The sequence below is a fragment of the Micromonospora sp. NPDC050695 genome, assembly GCF_040654415.1.
GTDB lineage: Bacteria > Actinomycetota > Actinomycetes > Mycobacteriales > Micromonosporaceae > Micromonospora.
Genome location: NZ_JBFAHZ010000002.1, coordinates 35,194 through 59,757 on the forward strand (window position 1 = coordinate 35,194; position 24,564 = coordinate 59,757).

General features: G+C 72.2%; 20 protein-coding genes. 13 read left to right on the forward strand and 7 right to left on the reverse strand.

What is annotated here, in order from left to right:
- Positions 1 to 148: 148 nt before the first annotated feature.
- Positions 149 to 1,816, reverse strand: a complete 1,668-nt coding sequence (locus AB0H52_RS01760; protein ID WP_225854698.1) for an FAD-dependent oxidoreductase — start codon at positions 1,814 to 1,816, stop codon at positions 149 to 151.
- Between the two features lie 142 nt (positions 1,817 to 1,958).
- Here AB0H52_RS01760 and AB0H52_RS01765 point away from each other — a divergent pair, with 142 nt between their 5' ends.
- The 7 genes from AB0H52_RS01765 (at position 1,959) to AB0H52_RS01795 (ending at position 8,456) form a co-directional block, all read left to right on the forward strand.
- Positions 1,959 to 4,211 carry a hypothetical protein gene (locus tag AB0H52_RS01765; RefSeq protein WP_151491854.1) on the forward strand — a complete coding sequence of 751 codons (2,253 nt, stop codon included), beginning with the start codon at positions 1,959 to 1,961 and terminating at the stop codon, positions 4,209 to 4,211.
- Between the two features lie 24 nt (positions 4,212 to 4,235).
- Complete coding sequence (gene smpB, locus AB0H52_RS01770; RefSeq protein ID WP_145788735.1) at positions 4,236 to 4,727, forward strand: SsrA-binding protein SmpB; 492 nt, start codon at positions 4,236 to 4,238, stop codon at positions 4,725 to 4,727.
- A 121-nt stretch (positions 4,728 to 4,848) separates the two neighbouring features.
- The gene (locus AB0H52_RS01775) at positions 4,849 to 5,241 is read left to right on the forward strand and encodes an SCO5389 family protein (RefSeq protein WP_151491853.1); all 393 of its coding nucleotides are present in this window, start codon (positions 4,849 to 4,851) and stop codon (positions 5,239 to 5,241) included.
- 125 nt (positions 5,242 to 5,366) lie between these two features.
- Positions 5,367 to 5,792 (forward strand): TOBE domain-containing protein, encoded by a 426-nt coding sequence (locus AB0H52_RS01780; RefSeq protein ID WP_151491852.1) that lies wholly within the window; start codon positions 5,367 to 5,369, stop codon positions 5,790 to 5,792.
- Positions 5,789 to 6,580: a molybdate ABC transporter substrate-binding protein gene (gene modA / locus AB0H52_RS01785; protein WP_357944567.1), complete on the forward strand. Its 792-nt coding sequence runs from the start codon at positions 5,789 to 5,791 to the stop codon at positions 6,578 to 6,580. Before AB0H52_RS01780 ends, modA begins: the two co-directional genes overlap by 4 nt.
- Positions 6,577 to 7,392: an ABC transporter permease gene (locus AB0H52_RS01790; RefSeq protein WP_151491850.1), complete on the forward strand. Its 816-nt coding sequence runs from the start codon at positions 6,577 to 6,579 to the stop codon at positions 7,390 to 7,392. Before modA ends, AB0H52_RS01790 begins: the two co-directional genes overlap by 4 nt.
- On the forward strand, positions 7,389 to 8,456 hold the full coding sequence (locus AB0H52_RS01795) for an ABC transporter ATP-binding protein (RefSeq protein WP_151491849.1): 1,068 nt from the start codon (positions 7,389 to 7,391) through the stop codon (positions 8,454 to 8,456). The genes AB0H52_RS01790 and AB0H52_RS01795 overlap by 4 nt, the downstream gene beginning before the upstream one ends.
- A 141-nt stretch (positions 8,457 to 8,597) precedes the next feature.
- Here AB0H52_RS01795 and AB0H52_RS01800 read toward each other — a convergent pair whose 3' ends face one another.
- From AB0H52_RS01800 to AB0H52_RS01810, 3 genes are all read right to left on the reverse strand, one after another.
- Positions 8,598 to 9,011: a type II toxin-antitoxin system Phd/YefM family antitoxin gene (locus tag AB0H52_RS01800; RefSeq protein ID WP_151491848.1), complete on the reverse strand. Its 414-nt coding sequence runs from the start codon at positions 9,009 to 9,011 to the stop codon at positions 8,598 to 8,600.
- 42 nt (positions 9,012 to 9,053) lie between these two features.
- On the reverse strand, positions 9,054 to 9,626 hold the full coding sequence (locus AB0H52_RS01805) for a GNAT family protein (protein ID WP_151491847.1): 573 nt from the start codon (positions 9,624 to 9,626) through the stop codon (positions 9,054 to 9,056).
- A gap of 78 nt (positions 9,627 to 9,704) precedes the next feature.
- Positions 9,705 to 10,934 (reverse strand): hypothetical protein, encoded by a 1,230-nt coding sequence (locus AB0H52_RS01810; RefSeq protein WP_225854697.1) that lies wholly within the window; start codon positions 10,932 to 10,934, stop codon positions 9,705 to 9,707.
- A 168-nt stretch (positions 10,935 to 11,102) separates the two neighbouring features.
- Between AB0H52_RS01810 and AB0H52_RS01815 the strand changes: the two genes are divergently transcribed.
- Both AB0H52_RS01815 and AB0H52_RS01820 read left to right on the forward strand, forming a co-directional pair.
- Positions 11,103 to 12,662: an NAD(P)/FAD-dependent oxidoreductase gene (locus tag AB0H52_RS01815; RefSeq protein WP_357944572.1), complete on the forward strand. Its 1,560-nt coding sequence runs from the start codon at positions 11,103 to 11,105 to the stop codon at positions 12,660 to 12,662.
- A gap of 428 nt (positions 12,663 to 13,090) precedes the next feature.
- The gene (locus tag AB0H52_RS01820) at positions 13,091 to 13,591 is read left to right on the forward strand and encodes a hypothetical protein (protein ID WP_151488842.1); all 501 of its coding nucleotides are present in this window, start codon (positions 13,091 to 13,093) and stop codon (positions 13,589 to 13,591) included.
- Positions 13,592 to 13,661: 70 nt separating this feature from the next.
- Here AB0H52_RS01820 and AB0H52_RS01825 read toward each other — a convergent pair whose 3' ends face one another.
- The gene (locus AB0H52_RS01825; protein WP_151488841.1) at positions 13,662 to 14,162 is read right to left on the reverse strand and encodes a DUF3995 domain-containing protein; all 501 of its coding nucleotides are present in this window, start codon (positions 14,160 to 14,162) and stop codon (positions 13,662 to 13,664) included.
- 370 nt (positions 14,163 to 14,532) lie between these two features.
- Between AB0H52_RS01825 and AB0H52_RS01830 the strand changes: the two genes are divergently transcribed.
- The 4 genes from AB0H52_RS01830 (at position 14,533) to AB0H52_RS01845 (ending at position 19,932) form a co-directional block, all read left to right on the forward strand.
- A complete protein-coding gene (locus AB0H52_RS01830) occupies positions 14,533 to 17,997 on the forward strand; it encodes a ThuA domain-containing protein (RefSeq protein WP_357944576.1) in 3,465 nt (1,154 codons plus the stop codon).
- Between the two features lie 167 nt (positions 17,998 to 18,164).
- Entirely contained in the window at positions 18,165 to 18,509 is a 345-nt protein-coding gene (locus AB0H52_RS01835; protein WP_357944579.1) for a cupin domain-containing protein, read from the forward strand.
- A gap of 125 nt (positions 18,510 to 18,634) precedes the next feature.
- Positions 18,635 to 19,039 carry a pantetheine-phosphate adenylyltransferase gene (gene coaD, locus AB0H52_RS01840; RefSeq protein ID WP_357944582.1) on the forward strand — a complete coding sequence of 135 codons (405 nt, stop codon included), beginning with the start codon at positions 18,635 to 18,637 and terminating at the stop codon, positions 19,037 to 19,039.
- A 125-nt stretch (positions 19,040 to 19,164) separates the two neighbouring features.
- Positions 19,165 to 19,932, forward strand: coding sequence for a hypothetical protein (locus tag AB0H52_RS01845; protein ID WP_357944586.1), 768 nt, complete (start codon positions 19,165 to 19,167; stop codon positions 19,930 to 19,932).
- 57 nt (positions 19,933 to 19,989) lie between these two features.
- Here AB0H52_RS01845 and AB0H52_RS01850 read toward each other — a convergent pair whose 3' ends face one another.
- Both AB0H52_RS01850 and AB0H52_RS01855 read right to left on the reverse strand, forming a co-directional pair.
- Positions 19,990 to 22,992, reverse strand: coding sequence for a S8 family serine peptidase (locus AB0H52_RS01850; protein WP_357944589.1), 3,003 nt, complete (start codon positions 22,990 to 22,992; stop codon positions 19,990 to 19,992).
- Positions 22,993 to 23,210: 218 nt separating this feature from the next.
- Entirely contained in the window at positions 23,211 to 24,407 is a 1,197-nt protein-coding gene (locus AB0H52_RS01855) for an amidohydrolase family protein (protein ID WP_357944592.1), read from the reverse strand.
- Positions 24,408 to 24,564: the final 157 nt, after the last annotated feature.

Below are 24,564 nucleotides of genomic sequence, written 5' to 3' on the forward strand. Positions count from 1 at the left end.
GGGCTCGCAAACCCGGCTCACTCCTCGCGCTCACTGGATCTCCTCCGATCGCGACTGCGGGGCTCGCAAACCCGGCTCACTCCTCGCGCTCACTGGATCTCCTCCGATCGCGACTGCGGGGCTCGCAAACCCGGCTCACTCCTCGCGCTCACTGGGCCTCCAGATAACGGTGCACGAGCGACACGGCCATCGCGCCCTCGCCGACGGCCGAGGCGACCCGCTTGACGGACTCGGCCCGCACGTCCCCGGCGGCGAACACCCCCGGCACGCTGGTCTCCAGGTGGTACGGGTCGCGCGACAGCGACCAGCCGGCCGGTCGTCGCCCGCCGGCCAGCAGGTCCGGGCCGGTGACGATGAAGCCGCGCCCGTCGCGGACCAGCACACCGTCGAGCCAGTCGGTGCGGGGCTCCGCGCCGATGAAGATGAACAGCCAGGAGGTGTCCACCGTGCGGCCCTGCCCGGTACGGGTGTCGCAGAGGGAGAGGCATTGCAGGTGCCCGTCCCCCGACCCGCCGACCACCGCCGTGTGCGGATGCACGGTGATCCGGTCGATCCGTTCCAGCTGGTCGATCAGGTAGCGCGACATCGAGGAGGTCAGGTCCGCGCCCCGGATCAGCAGGTGCACCCGCGTCGCGTACCGGGAGAAGTGCACGGCGGCCTGGCCGGCCGAGTTGGCCCCACCGACGATGTAGACGTCCTGGTCGACGCAGCTCGGCGCCTCCGTGGCGGCCGCGCCGTAGAAGACGCCCCGGCCGGTGAAGTCGGCCAGCCCGGGTGCGTCGAGCACCCGGTACGAGACGCCGGTGGCCAGCACCACGGTGTGCGCGGCGATCTCGGTCCCGTCGCCGAAGCGCAGCAGCCGGGCGCCACCGGCCTCGCTCAGGCCGACCACCTCCCGGGCGCTGAGCAGCTCGGCACCGAACTTCACCGCCTGCCGCCGGGCCCGGTCGGTCAACTGCGCGCCGGAGACACCGTCGGGGAAACCCAGGTAGTTCTCGATCCGGCTGCTCTGCCCCGCCTGCCCGCCGGTCGCCCGCCGCTCGACGAGCACCGTGCGCAGCCCCTCCGACGCGCCGTACACCGCCGAGCCCAGGCCGGCCGGGCCGCCACCGATCACCACCAGGTCGTAGAAGTCCGACGCCGGCACCACCGTCAACCCGGCCAGGGCCGCCAGCTCGGCCTCGCTGGGGGCGACCAGCGCCTTGCCCTCGGTCGTCACCACCAACGGCACGTCCGCCTCGGTGGCGCCGGCGGCGTCGAGCAGCCGGGCGCCCTCGGGATCGTCGGACAGCAGCCACCGGTACGGCACCAGGTTGCGGGCCAGGAAGTCGCGGACCTTGAACGACGGCGCGGACCACCGGTGCCCGACGACCCGGATCTCGGCGCTCGCCGCGGTCGGGGTCGCCGCCCACGCCTCCAGCAGCCCGTCCACCACCGGGTAGAGCTTCTCCTCCGGCGGGTGCCAGGGCTTGAGCAGGTAGTGGTCCAGGTCGACCACGTTGATCGCCTCGATCGCGGCGTCGGTGTCCGCGTACGCGGTGAGCAGCACCCGGCGCGCGGCCGGGAAGATGTCCATCGCGGCCTCCAGGAACTCGACGCCGGTCATCTCGGGCATCCGGTGGTCGGCCAGCAGCAGCGCCACCTGCTCGCCGCGCAGCTTCACCTCCCGCAGCGCCTCCAGCGCCTCCGGCCCGGAGGTGGCACGTAGCACCCGGTAGCGGTCGCCGTAGCGGCGCCGAACGTCCCGGGCCACCGCCCGGGACACCACGGGGTCGTCGTCGACGCTCAGGATCACCGGGTTTGCCATGGCGCCCATGAAACCACCTGACGAGCGTCGACCGCACCATCGCGTGGTGGGCGACGCACGATTGACCGGCGCCATCCCGGGTAAGCCACCGCGCCGCGCGGGCGGTCGTGCGACCGACCCGCCCGGCTGCCGCATACATCTCGGGGGGCCCATGGCGGACGCGTCGCCGACCGGACCGACGACGTCGGGCGGGATCGTTGAGCTGCGGGTGCACGGCGTCTCCGGGGCCGGGGCGGACCAGGTGTTGAACCGGTCGAACGTGCACCAGGTGGCCGGCGACCGCAGCGGCGGGTTCTACCGGCCGCGTCCGGGCTACCCGGACTCGACCGGGACGGACGGGGTGACGCTGGAGGCGTACCGCTGGGGCGACCTGCCGTCCGGCACGGCCGTGCGGACGCTGTCGCTGGTGTTCCTGCTGCCGTTCATGCTCTGCAACGTGGCGCTCTGGATGCGCCCGGCGAACCTCGGCGCGAAGCCCTTCATCACCGCGCTGTGCCGGGTGCTCGCGCTCACCCTCACCATGCTCTACGTGCTCTCCATCGTCGGGGTGGCGCTGGATCTGATCGCCTGGAGGTGCATGGGCAACCCGACCTGCCTGGCCGAGCGGAGCTGGCTGTCCTGGCTCGGCGGGCGTCCGGTCGGGCTGCGCCTGGGTGTGCTGGCGTTGCTGCCGGCGGCCGCCATCGGGTTCCTGTGGTGGCTGGGTGGCCGGCCCGGTCACTCGTTCGACGCGTTCCACACCGGATCGCCGCAGGCCGAGTCCGTGCACAGCTTGAGCGGGGTCGGCCAGTGGGACGGCGCTCCGCTGGTCGGCCGTCTGCGGTCGGTGCACGTGGCGGCCGCGTTCGCCACGCTGGACGGCAGCCTGCTGGCCGCCCGGGTCAGTGCGAGCACGTCGTGGGTGATGGTGGTGCTGCTGGCGGCCTGCGGGGCGGTGCTGCTCGCCTGCCTGGTCCTGTTGACCCTGGTGCAGATCATCAACCGTCCCGGTCCGGTGCCCTGGGTGGACGGGGTCACCCGAGGGTTGCGCACGATCACCGTCGGCCTGACGATCCTGGTGGTCGTGTACACGGTCATCAGCCCGACGCCGTGGCCGCGCAGCGGCGCGCTGCCCGCCTACGGTGCGACCATCGCCTGGCTGTTCGTCAGCCAGACCGTGCTCGTGGGCCTCCTCGGCGTGGTGGTGATCCGGGTGCGCAGGGGCGGCCGGCAAGGCGGCCCCCGTCCGAGGCGGCTGCGCGCGCTGGGAGCGCCGGTCTTCGTCACGATCGCCGCCGGGCTCGCGGTCGCCTTCTCCGCCGAGTTGGTCTACCGGATGGCGGACGTGTTGGACCGCCACGGGGTGCCCTCCGAGCGGCTGGGATACGCGCCGCCCCTGGCGTACAAGTGGGCGATCTTCGGCTTCTTCCTGGCGGTGGTGACCGCGCTGCTGGTCGGCGGCGTGGTCACGGTGGTGACCCACCGCAGTCGGTGGCGGGCCGCGCGGGCGATCGTCGCCGCCGACTTCCCGCACGCCCCGCCGGAAGCGGCGGACCGGCTGCGCCGGGTCGAGCAGGCGGTGGCCCGGGCGCGGTTCACCGAACGGTTGGAGCCGCTCACCGTCGTCTACGCCGGGCTGGCCGCGTTCGGGCTGGCGACCAGCCTGCTCGGCCTGCTGCAGCTTTATCCGGGTGACGTGCTCCAGGAGTACGTCGGTGTGCCCGTGAACGCGGTCAACTTCTTCCTCGGCATGGGCAGTTACACGATCGCCCTGCTCGTGCTCGGGCTGGTGATCGGTGGCATCTTCGCGTACCGGACGGCCGGATTCCGCCGGTACGTGGGCGTGCTGTGGGATCTGGGCACCTTCTGGCCTCGGGCCGCGCATCCCTTTGCGCCGCCCTGCTACGCGGAGCGGGCGGTGCCGGAGCTGGCCAAGCGGATCTCCTACCTGGTGGAGCAGGGTCAGCAGGTGCTGCTGACCGGGCACAGTCACGGTTCGGTGCTGCTCGCCGCGACGGTGCTGCAACTGCCGCCCCGGATCACCGACCGGGTCGCCCTGCTGACCTACGGCTCGCCACTGTGCCGGCTGTACTCGCGACTGTTCCCCGGGTACGCCGATGACGCGGCACTGCGGGAGGTCGGTGAGCGGGTGGGTTGGCGGTGGATCAACCTGTGGCGGGACACCGACCCGATCGGCGGCTGGATCTTCGCCGGGCACCGGCCCGGGGACACCGAGACGCTGACCGGGCCGGCCGCGACGGTCGACCGCCGGTTGACCGATCCGGAGGACGTGGTGGCGCCGCCCAGCGACAGCGTGCCACCACCGATCCTCGGGCACTGGCCGTGCGAGTCGCAGGAGGCGTTCGCCCTGGCCGTGCGGGACCTGATGGCACGGCTGCGCGCCGACCGCCCGGCGACCGGCTGAGGCCCGGCCGGATATCGTCGCCGGGTGAGCCCGTCGAAGCAGCCCGAACGTCGGTTGATCGCCTCGAACAAGAAGGCCCGGCACGAGTACACGGTGCTGCGCACCTACGAGGCGGGCATCGTCCTGGTCGGCACCGAGGTGAAGTCGCTACGCGAGGGGCGGGCCTCGTTGGTGGACGCGTTCGCGCACGAGCGCGACGGCGAGATCGTGCTGTACGGCCTGCACATCGCCGAGTACGCCTACGGCACGTGGACCAACCACGCACCCCGGCGCAACCGCAAGCTGCTGCTGCACCGCGCGGAGATCGACCGGATCCTGGACAAGGTCCGCGAGGGCGGGGTGACCCTGGTCCCGCTGTCGATGTACTTCGAGAACGGCTTCGCCAAGGTCGAGCTGGCCCTGGCGAAGGGAAAGCGCTCCTACGACAAGCGGCAGACGCTGGCCGAGCGGGACGCCAACCGGGAGATCGCCCGCGAGTTGGGCCGGCACCTCAAGGGTCACCCTCGCCGGCCCTGAGCTGCGCTCGTTCGCGCGGCACGCCGCGACATCGTTGACGTCACCCGTTCGGCATGGTGTGCTCACTCCGACGCCGTTAATGGAAACGGTAATCGTTAGCTGGAAGCGGAGGAGAAGAACCATGTCACTCACCGTCCCGCCCGCCCTGCTCGACGCCGCCGAACGCGGCCCCGTCGACGACGAGGCGTTCATCGCCTGCGTCCGCGACTCCCTGCCGTACGCCTGGACCACCGTCAGCCGGGTGGTGGCCGACCTGGAGGCCGGCGACGCCGACCTGGCCGACAACGTCGTCCCGCCACCCACCGACGCCGACCGGGGCCAACTGCTGCGGGCGCTGGCCAGCGACGCCATCCGGGCCGGCCTGGAACGGCACTTCGGCGTACGCCTGGCCTTCCAGAACTGCCACCGCGTCGCCGCGTTCCGCCCGTCGGCGGTCGACGGGGAGCGCTACCGCAACTTCGTGTCGACCCGGGGTCAACTGCTCAACCAGTCCCCCGAGCTGCGCAACTGCTGAACCGGGTCGCGGCGGGGCGGGCCCACCCCGCCGCACTCATCTGCAAACCCAAAAGCCCATTCGAGTACGCAGAAGCGGCCGGAACGGTGCTTTAACGCTCGCACCTGCGGCGCTAAGGTGAGCCGGTGACGACCTTTCGGATCGGCGCGGCGGCCGAGGTGCTCGGCGTCAGCGCCGACACGATCCGCCGCTGGGTGGACACCGGGCGGCTGCCCGCCGGGCGCGACGAGCACGACCACCGGATCATCGACGGCGTCGATCTGGCCGGCTTCGCCCGCGCCCAGGCCGCCGACCCGGACGCCGGCACCGGGTTCTCCTCCGCGCGCAACCGGCTGCGCGGCATCGTCGTCGACGTCCGCAAGGACACGGTGATGGCCCAGGTCGACATCCAGGCCGGCCCGTTCCGGGTCGTGTCGCTGCTGAGCCGGGAGGCCGTCGACGACCTCGACCTGCGGGTCGGTTCGGTGGCCGTCGCGGTGATCAAGTCGACCACGGTGGTGGTGGAGCGGGCCGCATCCGCCGCCCCGACCCGGACCGGCGCCGACCGATGAGCGGGCGGGGCAGGCGTACGACCCTGGCCGCCGTGGCGGCGTTCGCGGCGCTGGCGACGGCCGGCTGCGGCGGCGACCCGCCGTCCGGGGGCGCCGACGCCGACGGCCGGGTCACCGGCGCCGTGACGGTGTTCGCCGCCGCCTCGCTGACCGAATCGTTCACCCGCATCGGGAAGGACTTCGAGGCCGCTCACCCGGGCACCACGGTCACCCTCAACCTCGCCGGCAGCTCCGCCCTGGCCAACCAGATCAACCAGGGCGCGCCGGCGGACGTCTTCGCCTCGGCCGCGCCGAAGAACATGGCCACGGTGACCGAGGCCGGCAACGCCGACGGCACGCCGAGCGTCTTCGCCCGCAACCAACTGGTGATCGCGGTGCCGCACGGCAACCCGAAGGGCGTGACCGCGCTGGCCGACCTGACCCGCCCGGGGGTGAAGGTGGCCCTCTGCGCCGACCAGGTGCCCTGCGGAGCGGCGGCCCGGACGGCCCTGGACGCGGCCGGCGTCGCGCTGACGCCGGTGACCCTGGAGCAGGACGTCAAGGGCGCACTGGCCAAGGTGCGCCTCGGCGAGGTCGACGCGGCCCTGGTGTACCGCACGGACGCGCGGGCGGCCAGCGCCGACGTGACCGGCGTCGAGTTCGGCGAGTCCGCGCGGGCGGTCAACGACTACCCGATCGTCGCGCTGCGGGACGCGCCGAACCCCGCCGGCGCGCGGGCCTTCGTGGCGTACGTCCGCTCCGCGCCGGCGCAGGCGGTCCTCGCCGACGCCGGGTTCCAGGCGCCGTGAGTCGTACCCTCGACACCGCCGCACCCCGGCGGCGCGGACGGGTGCCGGCGGCGCTGCTGATCCCGGCCGGGCTGGGGCTGCTCTTCCTCGTCCTGCCGCTGGCCGGGCTGGTGCTCCGGGCGCCCTGGACGACGCTGCCGCAGAGGCTCACCGAGCCCGGAGCACTGACCGCGCTGCGGCTCTCGGTGCAGACGGCGACGCTGGCCACCGTGTTCTGCCTGCTGCTCGGGGTGCCGCTGGCCTGGTTGCTGGCCCGGGTCGAGTTTCCCGGCCGGCGGTTGGTCCGCGCACTGGTCACCGTGCCGCTGGTGCTGCCTCCGGTGGTCGGTGGCGTGGCGCTGCTGCTGGTCTTCGGCCGGCGGGGGCTGTTCGGCGGTTGGCTGGACGCCACGTTCGGCGTCACCCTGCCGTTCACCACCGCCGGCGTGGTGCTGGCCGAGTCGTTCGTCGCCATGCCGTTCCTGGTCATCGCCGTGGAGGGCGCGCTGCGCGCCGCCGACCACCGGTACGAGGAGGCCGCCGCCACGCTGGGCGCCGGCCGCTGGACCACGTTCACCCACGTCACGCTGCCCCTGGTGGCGCCGGGACTGGCCGCCGGGGCGGTGCTCTGCTGGGCGCGGGCCTTGGGTGAGTTCGGTGCCACCATCACCTTCGCCGGCAACTATCCCGGCCGTACGCAGACCATGCCGCTGGCCGTGTACCTGGCATTGGAGACCGACCTGGAGTCCGCGATCGTGCTCAGCCTGGTGCTGCTCGTCGTCTCGGTGGGCATCCTGGTCGCCCTGCGGGACCGCTGGATGACCAACGCATGAGCACCGCGCTGCTCGACGCCCGGATCGTCGTCGACCGGGGCGCCTTCCGGCTCGACGTGCCGCTGCGGGTCGCCCCCGGCGAGGTGGTGGCGCTGCTCGGGCCGAACGGCGCCGGCAAGACCACCGCGTTGCGCGCGCTGGCCGGGCTGCATCCCCTCACGGCCGGGCACGTCACGCTCCACGGTACCGACCTGGACCGGCCGGCGGAGGGCCGCTGGGTGCCCACCGAACGTCGCCCGATCGGCGTGGTCTTCCAGGACTACCTGCTCTTTCCGCACCTGAGCGCCCTGGACAACGTGGCCTTCGGGCCGCGCCGGCACGGCGTCGACCGGCAGGTGGCACGGGCCACGGCCCGGGACTGGCTGGATCGGGTGGGGCTGGCCGGGCACGCGCAGCGCCGACCCCGGCAGTTGTCCGGCGGGCAGGCGCAGCGGGTGGCGCTGGCCCGCGCACTGGCCGTCGCGCCGGCGCTGCTGTTGCTGGACGAACCGCTCGCCGCGCTGGACGCCCGCACCCGGCTGGACACCCGCGCGGAGCTGCACCGGCATCTGTCCGCGCATCCGGGGGCGACCGTGCTGGTCACCCACGACCCCCTGGACGCGCTGGCGCTGGCCGACCGGCTGGTCATCGTCGAGGGTGGGCGGGTGGTGCAGGAAGGCGACGGGCCGAGTGTCACCGCCCGCCCCCGCACCGACTACGTGGCCCGGCTGGTCGGGTTGAACCTCTACCGGGGCCGAGCCGACGGGTACGGGGTACGCGTCGCGCCGGATCTGACGCTCACCGTCGCCGACCGGCTGGACGGCGAGGCGTTCGTGGCGTTCCGCCCGGCGGCGGTGGCCCTGCATCCGGCCCGACCGGAGGGCAGCCCGCGCAACAGTTGGGCGGGAACCGTCGCCGGTGTCCAGCGCCACGGCGACAACGTGCGGGTGCAGTTGGACGGGCCGATCGGGGTGGCCGCGGACGTCACGCCGGCCGCGGCGGCCCAGCTGCGGCTCATCCCCGGTCAGCGGGTCTGGGTGGCGGTCAAGGCGGCCGAGACGCACGCCTACCCGGCCACGACCTGACGCCCCGCCACACGCTCGCCGCGAAGCCCGCGAAGCCCGCGAAGGCGCGAAGCCCGCGAGTCCACGAGGCCCGCTAGAGCCCGAGCCGCGAGGGCCCGCCCGAGCGCAGCCGGCCCCGGCGGGCAGCGGGGCGGCGGGCGGTCAGCCGGCGAGCAGGTCCGCGTGTGCGGCGCGCAGCCGGGCCAGCCCCGGGTCGCTGCCCGGGACGACTCGGCGGTCCAGCTCGGCCCACGCCTCGGCCAGCGCCGCGCGGACCGCGCCCAGCTCGGCGGCATGGCGCTGGCTGCTGCGCCGGTGCTGCTCGTCGAGGCGGCGGGCCCAGCCGGCGGTGACCGCGGCGAGCCGATCAGCGTCGGCGCGGGCCTGTGCGCCGCTGCGGGCGGCCGCGGCGGGGACGATCGCGGCGACCGGACGGGGATCGCCGTCGCGGGTGACGACGGTGACCGCGTCGGTCAACTCGGCCAGCGCGACGAGTTGGCTGAACCGGGTGCGCGCCTCGCGCAGCGGCACGGAACGCGGCGGGTCGGCGTGCGGGGTGAGCGCGGGGACGGCCATGGATGCATGGTGCCGCTCGGGTACGACAGAAATCCGCCGTCGTCAGTGGACGGTCGGCGCCGGGGCGGAAGGCGGGGCCAGCCACTCGTCGGCCAGCACCGACCAGACCTCGAGGTCGATGCGCCCGTCCGGGCTCGGGTAGAGCTGGCGCAGCGTGCCGTCGAGGCGCAGGCCGAGCCGGCCGGCGAGGGCCCTGCTGCGGGCGTTGCGGGCGTTGGTGCGCCACTCCACGCGGTGGATGCCGCGTTCGCGCACGGCCCAGTCGACGATCGTGCGGACCGCCGGCGCGACAATGCCTCTGCCCTGCGCCGCCGGCTCCACCCAGCAGCCGACCTCGCAGACGCCCAGCGCGACGTCGAACGACACGAGCATGACGCCGCCGACCAGCGTGCCCCGCCACCACAGCCCCCAGATGCCGCCGGCGTCGTCGGCCCAGCGGTCCGCGTACCGCTGCAACACCGCGCGGGCCGAGGGCAGGTCGGTGGCGACGAACGAGGGCGACACCCAGGGCCGGATGTGCTCGCGGGCCCGGTCGAGGTGGGCGAGGAACTCCTCGGCCCGCCACGGCTCCAGCGGGCGCAGCTCGACGTCCTCGGTCAGCGGCAGGGCGAACACCGGGCCTCCACGAAGGTGCGCGTGCGTCAACGGCTGACAGGCTCGCACAGGCCGGCCGGCCACGCCCCGGCGACCCCATCAGATGATCATGTGGGTCCAGTAGCTGAGCCAGAGCACGAACAGCGCGCCCTGCACCACGGCCAACGCCGCGGTCAGCCACACGTCGACGCTGGCGCGGCGGGCCCAGCGGGCCAGCACCAGAGCCACCGGAAAGGCGGCCAGCAGGTACCGCAGCAGGCTCTTGTAGACCGCCGGGCCCATCGACAGCGGCACCAGCACCATGAGGACGCCGTAGACCAGGTACGGCAGCTCCCGGCGGCGAAACCCGGCGAGTAGCACACCCAGCACGGCCACGGCGAACCACACCCGCGCGGCGTCGCGCGGCTCCCCGGTCAGGCCGCCCAGCAGCACCGGCACCGGGTTCTGCAGCTCGATCCCCCACCCGGTCCGCTGGGCCTGCTGGTAGGCGAACCAGTCCCCGCCCCGCCAGCGGCAGAACGCCATGAAGGTGAACCATCCGGCGGGCAGCAGCAGCAACGGCCAGCCGGTCCGCAGGTACCCGAGCAGCGCGCGCGGGCCGAGCCGCCAGTCGTGCTGGCGGAGCAGCACCAGCGCCAGGGGCAGTGCGACGAGCAGGCCGACGGACCGGCTCATCGCGAGGAAGTAGCCGAGCACGCCGACCAGCAGCCACTGCCGTCGTTCGGCGTGGTAGAACGCCGCGAGCGCGAGGCAGACGAAGAGCGACTCGGTCAGCGCGGCCTGGAACAGGAACGCGGTCGGCAGCAGCACCAGGTACCGGGTGAACCGGCGGGCCGCGTCCGCGTCGCCGAGCAGCAGCCCGGCCAGCCGGTAGCCGTAGGCGAGGGCCAGCAGGAACGCGACGTTGCTGATCAGCAGCAGGGCCAGGGCGTTGTCGCCGCCGAGCAGCGCGCCGACCGGCCGGGCCAGGAACGGATACAGCAGCGGGAAGCCGAAGTCTCCCCACGGCCGCCCGGTCAGGGGCAGCTCGCTCAGCCGCAGGTAGAGCAGCGCGTCCCAGGCGAACCAGAAGGAGATCCACCGGTGCCCGGACACGTCCCGTTGCTGCGCCCACATCACCGCCTCGTCGGGCGGTGGGGCGCCGGGAACGCCGTCCCAGGCGTGCAGTACCAGCAACCCGACCAGGGTGAGCAGCACCTTCGCGCCGACGAACAGGCCGATCACGTACGGCCAGGGTGCCGGCACCCGCCGGGCTAGCCGGGTGCCGGCGAGGCCCGCACCGGTCAGCCGGGTGGCCAGCGCCGCCGCGCCGCTCCGCCACCCGTGCATCCGCCCCGCTCCCCCGGCCCACCCGCCGCGCGGGGGTGTCGCCCTTCTGGTTGTACGCCGCCGCACGCCCCGCCGGAGCGGAAATCACCACGACCGGGAGGTGACATTCCGGGCACAACGGGTACGCGGCGCGCCTCAACCATCGCGGTGACCAGGGAGTACGGCGGCATGAGCGAGCAGCACGGCACGGTAGTCATCGGCGCGGGCCCGGCAGGGCTCACGGCCGCGTACGAGCTGCTCCGGCACGGCCGGCCGGTCCGGGTCTTCGAGGCCGACGAGGTGGTCGGCGGGATCAGCCGGACCGTCGAGCGCGACGGTTGGCGTTTCGACATCGGCGGGCACCGGTTCTTCACGAAGGTGCCCCGGGTCGAGGCGTTCTGGCACGAGATCCTGCCGGACGAGGACTTCCTGACCCGGCCCCGGATGAGCCGGATCTTCTACCGGGGCGCACTGTTCAACTACCCGCTCAGCGCGGTGAACGCGCTGCGCAACCTCGGGCTGCCGGAGGCGGCCCGGTGCCTGGGCTCGTACGCGCGGGCCCGCCTGCGCCCGCCACGGGACCAGTCGCACTTCGAGGGCTGGGTGTCGGCCCGGTTCGGGTGGCGGCTGTACTCGATCTTCTTCAAGACGTACACCGAGAAGGTCTGGGGGATGCCGGCGGACCGGTTGCAGGCCGACTGGGCCGCGCAGCGGATCAAGAACCTGTCGCTGGCCACGGCGATCCGCAACGCGCTGCTGCCCGGCCGCCGCCGCACGGACGTGACCAGCCTGATCGAGCAGTTCCAGTACCCGAAGTTCGGGCCGGGGATGATGTGGGAGCGCTGCGCCGAGCAGGTCCGCAAGCGTGGCGGGCAGCTGTCCACCGGCACCTGGGTGACCACCGTGCACCGCGACCCGAAGCGGCGGCGGGCGATCAGCGTGACGGTCGACGGTGCGGGCGGCCAGCGCACCGAAGCGGCCGACGACGTGATCTCGTCCATGCCGATCTCGGAGCTGGTGACCGCGCTGCGCCCGCCGGCACCGCCGCAGGTGCTGGCCTGCGCCGTCGATCTGCGCTACCGCGACTTCCTGACGGTCGCGCTGGTGGTGCCGGCGGAGTTCTCGTTCCCGGACAACTGGATCTACGTGCACGACCCGGGGGTGCGGGTGGGCCGGATCCAGAACTTCGGCTCCTGGTCGCCGTACCTCGTCAAGGACGGCCGCACCTGCCTCGGCCTGGAGTACTTCGTGTTCGAGGACGACGAGATGTGGCGTACCCCGGATGCCGACCTCGTGGCGCTGGCCACCGCGGAGCTGGAGCGGTTGGGGTTGGTCCGGCCCGGCGTGGTGGAGGCCGGCTACGTCGTGCGCATGCCGAAGGCCTACCCGGTGTACGACGAGCGCTACCAGCACAATGTGGACGTCATCCGGGCCTGGCTGGCCGAGGCGGTGCCGAACGTGCACCCGGTGGGGCGCAACGGCATGCACCGCTACAACAACCACGACCACTCGATGCTGACCGCGATGCTCACCGTGGAGAACATCGCCACCGGCAGCGCGCACGACGTCTGGTCGGTCAACGTGGAGCAGGACTACCACGAGCAGTCGTCCGGCGGTGACGACCGGCGGGGCACCGGGCGCGACGCGCCGGTGCTGCCCAGCCGGATCATCACCGCCCCGATCACCGCGCCCGAGGGCGCCCACGCGGCCGGCGACGGAGACCGGTCGGCGCAGGTGCCGCTGGCCTGACGGAAGCGGGCGGTACGCTCGCGTACCCTCTCTCGCTCATCCTGCGCCGGACGAACCCGCACCCCGGCCTGCGGGCGGTCATCGACCACGTCGCGAGCCTGGCGCCGCTCCCCGCCGACACCTGGCGCCCGTCCTGGGCGAATGTCAGGCCATCCTCGACGCCGCCGACCGACCTCGCCCACCGAACCGGTGTCCCGTCGCCAGGTGCGGGGCGGCCCGTTTTCCCGTACGCGAGGTAGCGCCTTCCCCCTCGGAGGGGATCGATCTTCCGTCCGCATGGCTGACCGTGGAGGTATCGCAGAGCCGCGGGATCGCGGCCGGATCGGGAGGAAGAACATGCGCAGAACAATCGGATGGGGAATCGTCGCGATGGCCGTCATCGCGGGGCGGCGGCACCGGCGGCCGCCGCGGACCGCAGCCCGGCACGGGTGACCGGCTCCGCGGAGTTCGTCCTACCGTACGGGCAGGACGACGACGTGCGGTCGTTCGCCTTCGACGCCCGGTCGGTGCCGTACAGCCGCCCGATTCCGCTGCCCGGCGGGGAGCAGGGTTCGCCGGCGGATGCCACCGGTACGGTGCGGGTCTCGCACCGGCTGGCCGCCGAGGGCATCACCGTACGGTTCGAGGCGGCCGTCGACTGCATGATCACCAGCCCTGGTCATGCGACCCTGACCGCGATCGTCACCCGCGCGGACGAGCAGGCCCGCGACTTCCTCGGCAAGCGTGTCGGTTTCAGCGTGCAGGACGGCGGTCGCCATCGCGACCGGGTCGGTTTCACCTGGTCGGCCAGCGCCGACCAGAACGAGGCGGGCCAGTGGGGTCCGTCCCGAATCGGCACCTGCCTGGCACCGGCCGCGTTCGCCACGGTCACGCACGGGGATTACCGGGTGCGGCACGCCGAGCTGACGGCGCCGCCGGCCGGCAGCTGACCTCGACGACGGGGTAAACCGGGCCACGGCGGGGCGAGGGGATCGCCCCGCCGTGGCGTACCGGAATCGGTCACTCGGACCGGTCCGACGGTCCGTCGCGCCGGCTCTTCGACGAGCGGCGGGTGTGGGAGACGGTTGCCGCGACCAGCAGCACCGCCCCCAGGAAGAAGTAGGTGTTGATGCCGATGCCGGCCCAGAACTCACCCGTGGAGATGTCCTGGGCACCGACGAAGCCGCCACGACGGTTACCCGTCACCATCAGCACGTTCTCGACCATCCCGGGAACGCCTCGCAGGACGAGCAGGATGCTCCCGAACCACAGTGGGATCAGGATCAACCAGCGGGGCAGCTGTCGAGCCCACGGACGGACCGTGGCTGCGACGACGGCCGCGCCGACCGTCGACATCACGATGAGCACGACGTTGAAGATGAGGTAGGCCCTCCTGCCCCACGGGCCGTCACCGGTCGGATCGTCACCGGCGACGAGCACGAGGACCACATGCGAGGCGGTGAAGAGGATCAGCCATGCCAGGGCGCCGTACGCCCAGCGAGGACTTCGGGAGACGGGCATACCAGCAGCCTCGTGAGGCCGGCATGGCGACGCCTCCCGCCCAGGGTGGAGTCGACTCCCGCCCGAGGGGGAGGCCCCCGCGTCGCGCCGCTGGGACCTCTTCGGGTGCACCACGGTGGTGTCGATCGGTTCGGCGTTTCGGGCCCCGTACGCCTCCGAAGCCGATGGTGTCGTCACGTGACCTCCCCAGGTCGACCGCCATCGATGGTAGGCGACGATCGTCGACGCGGTGGCCCCGCGCCAGCCAGCCGCCGTCCCGCCAGGAAAACGCTTACCCACGCCTATTGACGGTCGTCACTGGCCGTCAGTACCGTGATGCGGCAGCGAGAAAGCGCTTTCCGACCCTTACCGTCCGACAGGGAGCGCCCCCATGCCCCGATTCCTGCGCGCGATCTGCCTCGCCCTGCTCACCATCGCCACCGTGGTGAGCACCACCACCGCCCTGCCCGCCGAGGCCGCCCCCCGCTTCCGGGTGCTGGTCTTCTCCAAGATCACCAACTTCTACCACGACTCGATCCCGGCCGGCGTCGCCGCGATCCAGCAGCTCGGCGCCACTCACAACTTCGAGGTGGTCGCCACCACCGACGCGGGCGCGTTCACCGACGCCAACCTCGCCACCTTCGACGCCCTGGTGTTCAACAACACCAACTCCACACCCGCCTCGGGCGACCTGCTCAACGCCAGCCAGCGGGCGGCGTTGCAGACGTTCATCCGCAACGGCGGCGGCTGGGCCGGCCTGCACGCCGCCTCGGCCAGCGAACGCGACTGGCCGTGGTACGAGGGCCTGGTCGGCACCATCTTCGACTACCACCCCGACTTCTCCGCCACCGGCGGCACGTTTCCCGGCCGGGTGAAGGTGCTCGACCGGGCGCACCCGTCGACGCGCAACCTGCCGGAGCTCTGGGAGCAGAGCGAGGAGTGGTACAACTGGCGGACCAACCCGACCGGCAACGTGCACACCCTCGCGCAGATCAAGGTGCGCGACGGGATCAACGGCCTGGACGAGGGCGTCGACCACGCGTACTCCTGGTGTCAGCGCTACGACGGCGGCCGGTCCTGGTTCACCGCCGGCGGGCACGCCAGCTCCCAGTTCAGCACGCCGACCTTCCTGGAGCACCTGCGCTACGGCATCGAGTGGGCCGCCGGCGCGGTCGCCGGCGACTGCTCGGCCACCGAGACCGGCACCTTCGAGCGGGTGGGGCTGGTCACCGAGAACCTGGCCGACCCGTTCGAACTGGCCGTCGCCCCGGACCGCAAGGTCTACTACATCCAGCGCACCGGCGCGTTGAAGGTGGTCAACTCCGACACCCTCCAGGTCACCACGCTGCTCGACTTCGCGTACACCTCGGCGATGACCGACCAGTCCGACGGGCTGCTCGGGATGACCCTGGACCGCAACTTCGCCAGCAACGGCTGGGTCTATCTGCTCTGGTCGGACAAGACCCTCAAACAGCTCAACCTGTCCCGGTTCACGGTGGCGAACAACAGCGTCGCGCTCTCCTCGGAGAAGCGGCTGCTGACCGTACCCACGTTCCGCGGTGAGGGCCGGGCCAACTCGCACATGGGTGGCTCGCTGGCGATGGACGCGGCCGGCCGCCTGTACGCGGCGATCGGCGACAACACCGACCCGTTCGCGTCCAGCGGCTACACCCCGATCGACGAACGCTCGGGCCGCGCCGCGTGGGACGCCCAGGGCACCGCCGGCAACACCAACGACCTGCGCGGCAAGATCCTGCGGATCACCCCACAGGCCGACGGTACGTACACCGTGCCGAGCGGCAACCTGTTCCCGGCCGGCACCGCGAAGACCCGGCCGGAAATCTACGCGATGGGCATGCGCAACCCGTTCCGGATCACCATCGAGCCGCAGACCAACGCGGTGCTGGTGGGTGACTACGGCCCGGACGCCCGGGCCGCCGACCCCAACCGTGGTCCGGAGGGGACGGTCGAGTTCAACCGGATCACCACGGCCGGCAACTACGGCTGGCCGTACTGCGTGGGCAACAACATCGCGTTCAACGACTACAACTACGCCACCAGCACCTCCGGGGCAAAGTTCACCTGCTCCGCACCGGTCAACAACTCCCCCAACAACACCGGCCTGACCACCCTGCCGGCGGCACGGTCGGCTCTGGTCTGGTACGCGTACTCCGCCTCCAGCCAGTTCCCCGAGGTGGGCACCGGCGGTGGCGGGCCGATGAGTGGTCCGGTCTACGACTACGACCCGACCAACACCCGCACCACGAAGTTCCCCGAGTACTTCGAGGGCAAGTGGATCACCTACGAGTTCACCCGCAGGTGGTTCAAGACGCTCTCGATCCACAAGACGGCGCAGACCTTCACCAACGCGCGCTTCGGCCCCACCGCCGTGGGTGACCTCCAGTCGATAAACGGGATCTTCGACAACATGAGCTGGATCCAGCCCTTCGAGGCGGAGTTCGGCCCGGACGGGTCGCTCTACGTCATCGACTTCGGCGAGGGCACCGGCAGCGGGCGGGGCGGCAGCAACGCCGGCGCCGGCATCTACCGGATCGACTACGTGGCCAACGGCCGACCGCCGACCGCGAAGATCGCCGCCACCCCCGACAGCGGGCGCGCGCCGCTCACGGTCACCTTCTCCTCGGCCGGCACGGCGGCCGGTGACGGCACGGCGCTCAGCTACGCCTGGGACTTCACCAACGACGGCACCACCGACTCGACCGCGGCGAACCCCACCTACACCTACTCGTCGGCCGGGAAGCACACCGCCCGGCTGACCGTCCGCAACAGCGGTAACGGGTTGACCGCCAGCGCGGTCACCGACGTGGTCGTCGGCAACACCCGACCGACGGTGACCATCACCGTGCCCGACGGCGGGTTCTTCGACTTCGGCGACAAGATCCCGTACACGGTGACGGTGACCGACCCGGAGGACGCCACCATCGACTGCGCCAAGGTGACCGTCCAGACGCAACTCGGCCACGACTCGCACGCCCACCCGTTGGACGTCTACACCGGCTGCTCGGGGTTGCTCGCCACCGAGGCCGACGCGGGTGACGGGCACGGCCCCGGGCAGAACCTCTACACCGTCGTCACCGCCCAGTACACCGACGGCGGCGCGGCCGGCGGCGTACCGGCGTTGACCGGCTCGACCCGGGCCCAGCTGCAGCCCAAGAGCAAGGAGGCCGAGCACTTCAGCGCCCAGTCCGGCCTCACCGTGAACGACCGGGCCACCGCCCGCGCCGGCAAGCGGCTGGGCGACGTCGACCACAACGACTGGGCGGCGTACGGGCCGGTGGACCTGCGCAACATCGGTTCGGTGACGCTCGGTGTGACCAACGGTGGCCTCGGCGGCACCATCGAACTGCGGACCGGCTCACCCACCGGCACCCTGATCGGCACGGCCAGCATCGGCTCGACCGGCGGGTGGGACAACCTGGTCTCCCCCACCGTCACCCTGACCAACAAGCCCACCGGCACCACCACCCTGTACGCGAGGTTCGTCAACACCGCCCAGGTCGGCGGCACCCCGGACCTACTCTCGCTGGACTGGCTGCGCTTCAACGGCGCCGGCGTCAAACAGGAGCCCGGTGGGACGCTCGCCATCGCGGCCAGTCCGGGCAGCGGCGCCGCACCGCTGACCACCACGCTGACCGCCACCGCCACGGCGCCGTCCGGGCAGAGCATCACCGACTACGCGTGGGACTTCGGCGACAACAGCGCCATCACGCACGGTGCGACACTGCGCTCGACGAGCCACAGCTACCCGCGCAAGGGGACCTACACCGCCCGGGTGACGACCACCTACACCAGCGGGGAGACCCGCTCGCTCAACCTGACCGTCACGGTGACCTGACCGCGGATCGGTGGCGGGTGGGTCAACCCCGCCCGCCACCGCCGTGGCGAGCAGCGTGACGGCCCACTCCCCGGGCAGCCAGGTCCGGCGGCAACCCAGAGGACGTCGTAGGCCAACCCGGTCCGAAGACTGTTCGCCTGACGCCGTTGCGGTACTACGCTTCCGACATGCTGATCATCGAAGGCGCGGGCCGGTGGACCGCACCCGCCGGGGCAGCCAACGACTGGGTCGAACACCTGAGGGTGCCGGACCTGTCGGTGGGAACGTACTGCGTCCCGGCGGGCGGTCGCGACGATCAGAGCCCGCACACCGAGGATGAGATCTACGTGGTCACCGCGGGGCGGGCCCGGATCGTGACCCCGGACGGTGCGGCCGAGGTGGGCCCGGGTTCGGTGATCTTCGTACCGGCGGGTGAGGAGCACCGGTTCGTCGATGTGACCGAGGACCTGGCGCTGCTGGTGGTGTTCGGCCCGGCGTACGGCTCGCGCGCTCCGGGCCGGCAGGCCGGGTAGGGCGGCCGATACCGCCAGTCCGGGGGTATCGCAGCACCGGATCGGCAGTGCCGGCAGAGGGATCTTCGTGTCGGCGAGATTCACCTGAGCGAAGGGCAGACGTCGTGACAGCCGAACGCGTACGAGTGCGAGCCGTCTACCCCGGCAGCTTCGATCCCTTCACCGCGGGGCACGTGAACGTGGTGAGCCGAGCACGCGACCTCTTCGACGAAGTGGTCCTGCTCGTCGCGGTCAACAGCAGCAAGCACCCGGGTACCAGCGAAGAGGAACGAGCGGCCGCTGTTCGGGCGCTGTTGCCAACCGAGTGGACCTCCGTCACCGTTGCCGCCTGGAACGGGTTGACCTCCACCTACTGCCGTCGCCATGACATCGGAGTGATTGTCCGCGGCGTACGGAACACCACCGACCTTTGGTACGAGAACCAGCTCGCCGCGATGAACCAGTCGCTGGGTGTCCCCACGGTGTTCCTACCCGCGCAGCCCGAACTGGCCGCGGTGTCGTCGACCGCGGTGCGCACGCTGTCCACGTGACGTGATCCGGCGAGTGTGCGCCGTGTCATCGTCGCCAGCCCGGCTGCTCGTGCCGGCCTGGTCGGTGCTGGTCGTTTCCGTCGACTCTTCGCAGGGCAAGGCTGAGGGAGAGACGAGGGGGAAACATGAGCCGATACGCACCGCCACCGACCAACCGAGCGTCGCGGGCATTCGCGCTGATCCTGTCGCTGCTGGGCACCGTCGCGTTGAGCACCGCCTGCACGGAGGGTGGGGACGGGACCGATGCGGTGTCCCCGACCGCGTCGCCGACGACCGCGACGACCACGCCGAGTCAGGTCGACCTGCCGTCCGCGAGCGCCAGCGCCCCCACGACCATCCCGACGTCCGCCTTCGTCGAACTACCGGCCGAGTTGCGCAAGTCGCCCCGCCGGACGACGCCCGTCGCCGAGGCTCTGCCGACGCTGTGCGGCAACGAGTTCGGCACCGGTGGTCGACAGGTCACCGCGAGCGCGGCGATGACCGTCACCTACAAGAAGCCCGGTGAGCCCGACAGCAACGTGCCGCAGGGCCTGATCCATCAGACGATCTTCACCTTCGACGGCGATGGCGCCGTGGACTACCTGCGACGCCTCCGCGCTGCGGTGCAGGCGTGCCCCTCGTACGACCAGGGCGGCAACCCGGTCACGGTCGGGAGCCGGGCGTTGCCCGGTGTCGGGGACGAAGCCCTGCTGGTGTCCCTCACGTGGGCGCAGACGAACCTGAACGGCGAGCGTACCGGCGGGGACGCGTCCAGCCAGATCGCCGTGGCGCGTGTCGACGGGGCGGTGACCGTGCTCAACGACCAGGGGTGGGAGGGCGCCAGCGGCAACGCCGAGATCCTGGACCGGACCGTACGCGACGGCGTGCGGACCATCGACGCCTGGCAGCGCTGAGACGGCGGCGGAGCGGGGGGCGGTGCCCGTCGGCACCACCCCCCGGTCCGGTACGGGTTACTGCCAGGAACTCTGTTGGGTGTAGACGAGGTTGCCGGGGATGACCGTGCCGTTGGTGCGGTACTCGGTGTAGCCCCAGAAGTCGCCCTCGGCCAGCGGCTTGTTCGGCTTCAGCGTGAAGTTGAAACCCTGACCACGCTCAGCCGTGGACGGCAGCGTCAGCGTGGCACCCGCATACGTGGCGTTACGGCCGATGATGGCGTGCTTCAGTTCGAAGTCGACGACCGGGCCGCCGGGCACCTGCGCGAACACGTAGGCCGTGTAACGCCCCGGCTCGGGCAGGAACTTGTACGCCTGCTCCGCGCTGGTCCAGTACCTGTCACTGCTGTAGATCAGGGTGTCGCCCTTGTACAGGTACAGGTCGAGGTTCGTGTTCGGGTCCTCGGTGTTGGCCTCGACGACGATGCCGGCGGTGTTCGCCGGCACGGTGAAGTCGACCTTCTTCACCCCGGACGCCTTCGGGTCGAACACGCCGCCGTAGACGCCGGCCGGCATCGAGTACGACGTGCGCCGCATCGGCGTGTAACCGGTGCTGCGACCGGCGAGTGGCCCGGTGAAGCCCGGCTGGACGTAGCCGAACGCGCCGTTGGCCATCCGGCCGAACTCCTCGCCGTCGTCCCCGTACGGCCGGGCGGTGATCCCCCACGGACGGGCGGCGACCGGGATCCGGGCGCTGTGGGCCTTGCCGCGCCAGGTGATCGATCCGGTCACGTACCGGTCCCAGGGGGCGCTGCCCCGGCTCACCGTGATGGTCACCGTCGCGGACGCGCCCGGCGCCAGCGTCACCGACGCCGGCGTGACGGTGACCCTCATGCCCTTCAGGCCGGACACCGACGACCGGTAGGTCTCCCGCGCCTTGCCCACGTTGGTCAGGGTGCGGGTGAGGGTCACCGGGCGGGTGCCGTCGTACTCGCGCAGCGAGATGGCCGGCAGGTTGAGTTCCTTGCCGTCGGGCTGGGCCGTCTCGCTGAAGGCGACCAGTTCCGCCGCGGTCGGCTCGATGACCAGTCCCGGGTCGCTGGCACCGGCCAGGTTGATGAAGCCGCTGCCCTGGTCCAGGGGGTTGGTGGTGCCGACGGTGTCGGTGGCGGTGGTCCGCAGCGCCGAGGCGACCCGGCCCGGCGACCAGTCCGGATGCGTGGCACGTAGGACCGCTGCCGCGCCGGCCACGTACGGCGACGCCATCGAGGTGCCCGAGTACGCGTCGTACTGCCGCCCGAAGTTGCCCGCCGGTGAGACCGCGGCGAGGATGTCCGATCCCGGGGCGACCAGGTCGGGCTTGAAGACGCCGTAGGTCACCTTGTCCGGGCCGGTGGAGGAGAAGTCGGCGACACTGGGTACGCCCGGGACGCTGGAGCCGTCACCGCCGGCCCGCACGGACACCGTCGCGTCGGTGGGGTGGCGTATCAGGTAGTTGAACACCGTGCCGGCCTGCTTCTCGGTCGGCAGGTACACCACCGGGAAGTTGTAGATGGAGTTGACCCGGTAGTTGCCGACCGGGTCGAACAGCACCATCGCCGCCCCGCCCTTGGCCTTGACCTCGGCGGCGGAGCCGAACGTGTCGTTCAGCGCGCAGGCGACCACCTTGCCCTTGATCTTGGCAGCGTCGAGGCTGCCCGGCTCGCAGTACACCGCGCCCAGGTCCGGCGAGCCGGCCTGGTCGCCGAAGACCAACGGCCGCGAGCCGCCACCGGGCAACGCGTCCAGCGAGCCGCCGACCAGCTTCGTGCCGTCACCCAGCTTGAGCGTCGCCTCGTCGAGGTTGGTCACCGCCGCGCCGACCGTGGTCACCCAGGGTGCCGCGTTGCTGATGGCCCCGCTCACGATGCCGGTGTTTCCCGCCGACGCCGCCACGAACACCCCGGACAGGGTGGCGTTGAGGAAGGCCATGCCGATCGGGGTGTTGGCCTCCCAGTCGCCGAGCTGCGAGCCGATCGAGAAGTTCAGGACCTGCACGCCGTCGGCGACGGCCGCGTCGATGCCGGCGATGATGTCGGCGTCGTAGCCCACGCCACCCCAGAGCACCTTGTAGACGGCGATCTGGGCGTCCGGCGCCACTCCGGAGATCGGGTCGAAGCGCCGACCGTCGATCGTGACGTCCGAGACCGGCAGACCGGCCGCCGTGGACGCGGTGTGCGTGCCGTGCCCGGCCGCGTCGCGGGGGGACAGGAACTCGCCCTCGGGCACCGAGCCACCGCCGGCGAGCCACGTGTCGGCGAAGTACCGGGCGCCGACGATCTTGCCGTTGCAGTGCTCGGCCACGAAGGCCACCCCGGTCTGGCAGGTGCCGTGCCAGTTGGCGGGAGCCGGCATCTTCTTGGCGAACGACGCGCTCTCCGGCCAGATGCCGGTGTCCAGGACGCCGATCACCATGCCCGCACCGGTGGCGGGACCTGGCGTGACCGGCTTGGGGGTGTGGCCCGCCGCCGACGGGTCAGGCCCGGCCGCGGTGGCGGGGGCCGACGTGGCGGGGGCCGACGTGGTCGCGAGGGCCGAAGTCGAGCGGGTGCCGAGCGCCTGCGCCGCGGTCACGGCACGGACCCGCTTGTCCGCCCGCAACGCGGTCGCCTGCTGGGCGGTCAGCGTCGCCGAGAACCCGTTGAAGGCGGCGGTGTAGGCCGCCGTGACGTGGACGCCGACCGCCGTGGCGACGGCGGTCCGCTGCGCGTCGAGGTGGCGGCGGTACGCCTGCGACGGCGCCGACGTCACGTCCAGCCGGGTGCCGGGCGCCGGACGGGTCCGCGTCAGCCCCGAGGTCCCGCCGACGTACGTGGTCAGGGGGTCCTCGGCCAGTTCGACGATGTACACGCCGGATCCGGTCGCGTCCACAGCGGACTTCGGGCTGTCCGCGTGGTCGCTGTCGGGGCGCCGATCGGCCCCGTCGGTCAGGGTGACCTTCCGGTCGGACCCGGCGGAGAAGTAGCCCGGGCCGCTGGTGCCGGGCCGTTCACCGGGGGCCGCCGAGGCCGGTCCCGCGACACCGGTTGTGCCGGTGATCATGGCGACGACCAGCGTCGGTAGCGCTAGTCTTCGCAGCCTGTTGCCGCTCGTGCGTGTAGCCACGAGTCTCCTCTCGATCGCCCCTTGTGGAGCTGTCCGCATCGATCGCGATCCGCGAATGGGAGCGCTCCCCCACCTAAGCTGTCGACGGTTAATCGAGGATTTGCACGGTGTTACGGATCACTGGTCCGTATAAGATCACGATCGATCAGTCGCGGCTAGATCATGTTTTCCGGCACCGCCCCGGCGCGGTACACGGCGAGCGGTCGGCGCAACACCGTCACGTCGCGCGTCGGGTCGCCGTCCACGACCAGCAGGTCGGCGTCGAAACCGGCGCGGACGCGGCCCTTGCGCCGCCCCAGGCCACACACCTCGGCAGCGACCGAGGTCGCCGCGGCGAGGGCCGCGGTCGCGGGGATGCCACTCGCGACGTACTCGACGAGCGTCTCCGGCAGGATCCCGTGCGGCTTCGCGGGGCCGAGGCCCGCGTCCGAACCGGCCACCAGGCGGACCCCGGCCCGGTGCAGGGTGGCGGCGGCGGCGCGCAGCGCGGCCTCGCTGAGCCCGGCCCGCGCGGCCATCTCCACCACCTCCGGCGGCGTGATCACGGCGGGATCGGTGCCGAGCGTGGCACAGACCGCCACCCCGGACGTGGCCAGGCGAGCCGCGAGTTCGCCGGGGACCTGGGCGCCGGACGCGGTCACACACGTGCAGTGCTCGATGCCGTCGACGCCGACGCGCAGCGCCTGCTCGACGGCGCTCAGCGCGTGCGCGTGCGCGGTCACCGGCAGGCCGAGATCGTGCGCCTGGGTCAGCGCGGCGGTCAGTTCCTGGTCGGTGAACTGCGGCCGGGTGGTGTCGGTGCCGGGGGTGAACACTCCGCCGCTGGCCATGACCTTGACCACGTCGGCGCCGGCCGCCGCCTGCCGACGCACGGTCTCGCGGATCCCGTCGACGCCGCTCGCCTCGCCCCCCATCCACCAGCAGTGCCCGCCGACACTGGTGATCGGCGCACCCGACGCGACCACCGTGGGCAGGTCGTCGCGCACCTCCCGGTCCCGCCACCGGAGCACGGCACCGTGGCGGTCACCCAGGTCCCGGACGGTCGTGACACCGGCCGCCAGGTGCGCGCGCAGGGACGCCTCGACGACCGCGTCGAGGTCCGTCTCGGGACGTTCGGCGAGCCGGCCGAGGGCGTCCGGCCCGGCATCGGCGCACAGGTGCACATGCGCGTCGATCAAGCCAGGCAGCAGGGTGCCGTCCGGATGCTCACGCACCGGCCAGCCCTCCGGCACCTCGATCCACCCTCGCCGCACGTCGGTGATGCGACCGCCGTCCAGCAGGAGCAGCACCCCACCGCCCACCAGCCGCTCGCCGTCGAACATCCGGGCCGCCCGGACAGCATGCTTCGTCATCGGTGCTCCCCCGTCGGGCTAAACAGTTACCACCGGCTCTGCACTGACGGCACCCCGCGAACACGGGGCCCTGGTCAGCGTGAAGTACGACGCCGAAGCCACCAGCAGCCCGACGCCCCACTGCGACGAGAGCGAACCTGCTCACCGGTTCGACTCC

Excerpts from the sequence above, each read along its gene's own strand:
- AB0H52_RS01775 (WP_151491853.1), top strand. The coding sequence starts at position 4,849 with ATGTCACTCACCGTCCCGCCCGCCCTGCTCGACGCCGCCGAACGCGGC.
- AB0H52_RS01850 (WP_357944589.1), bottom strand. The coding sequence starts at position 22,992 with ATGATCACCGGCACAACCGGTGTCGCGGGACCGGCCTCGGCGGCCCCC.
- AB0H52_RS01765 (WP_151491854.1), top strand. The coding sequence starts at position 1,959 with ATGGCGGACGCGTCGCCGACCGGACCGACGACGTCGGGCGGGATCGTT.
- AB0H52_RS01815 (WP_357944572.1), top strand. The coding sequence starts at position 11,103 with ATGAGCGAGCAGCACGGCACGGTAGTCATCGGCGCGGGCCCGGCAGGG.
- AB0H52_RS01835 (WP_357944579.1), top strand. The coding sequence starts at position 18,165 with ATGCTGATCATCGAAGGCGCGGGCCGGTGGACCGCACCCGCCGGGGCA.
- AB0H52_RS01795 (WP_151491849.1), top strand. The coding sequence starts at position 7,389 with ATGAGCACCGCGCTGCTCGACGCCCGGATCGTCGTCGACCGGGGCGCC.
- modA (WP_357944567.1), top strand. The coding sequence starts at position 5,789 with ATGAGCGGGCGGGGCAGGCGTACGACCCTGGCCGCCGTGGCGGCGTTC.
- AB0H52_RS01830 (WP_357944576.1), top strand. The coding sequence starts at position 14,533 with ATGCCCCGATTCCTGCGCGCGATCTGCCTCGCCCTGCTCACCATCGCC.
- AB0H52_RS01825 (WP_151488841.1), bottom strand. The coding sequence starts at position 14,162 with ATGCCCGTCTCCCGAAGTCCTCGCTGGGCGTACGGCGCCCTGGCATGG.
- AB0H52_RS01845 (WP_357944586.1), top strand. The coding sequence starts at position 19,165 with ATGAGCCGATACGCACCGCCACCGACCAACCGAGCGTCGCGGGCATTC.
- AB0H52_RS01760 (WP_225854698.1), bottom strand. The coding sequence starts at position 1,816 with ATGGGCGCCATGGCAAACCCGGTGATCCTGAGCGTCGACGACGACCCC.
- AB0H52_RS01810 (WP_225854697.1), bottom strand. The coding sequence starts at position 10,934 with ATGCACGGGTGGCGGAGCGGCGCGGCGGCGCTGGCCACCCGGCTGACC.
- AB0H52_RS01855 (WP_357944592.1), bottom strand. The coding sequence starts at position 24,407 with ATGACGAAGCATGCTGTCCGGGCGGCCCGGATGTTCGACGGCGAGCGG.
- AB0H52_RS01800 (WP_151491848.1), bottom strand. The coding sequence starts at position 9,011 with ATGGCCGTCCCCGCGCTCACCCCGCACGCCGACCCGCCGCGTTCCGTG.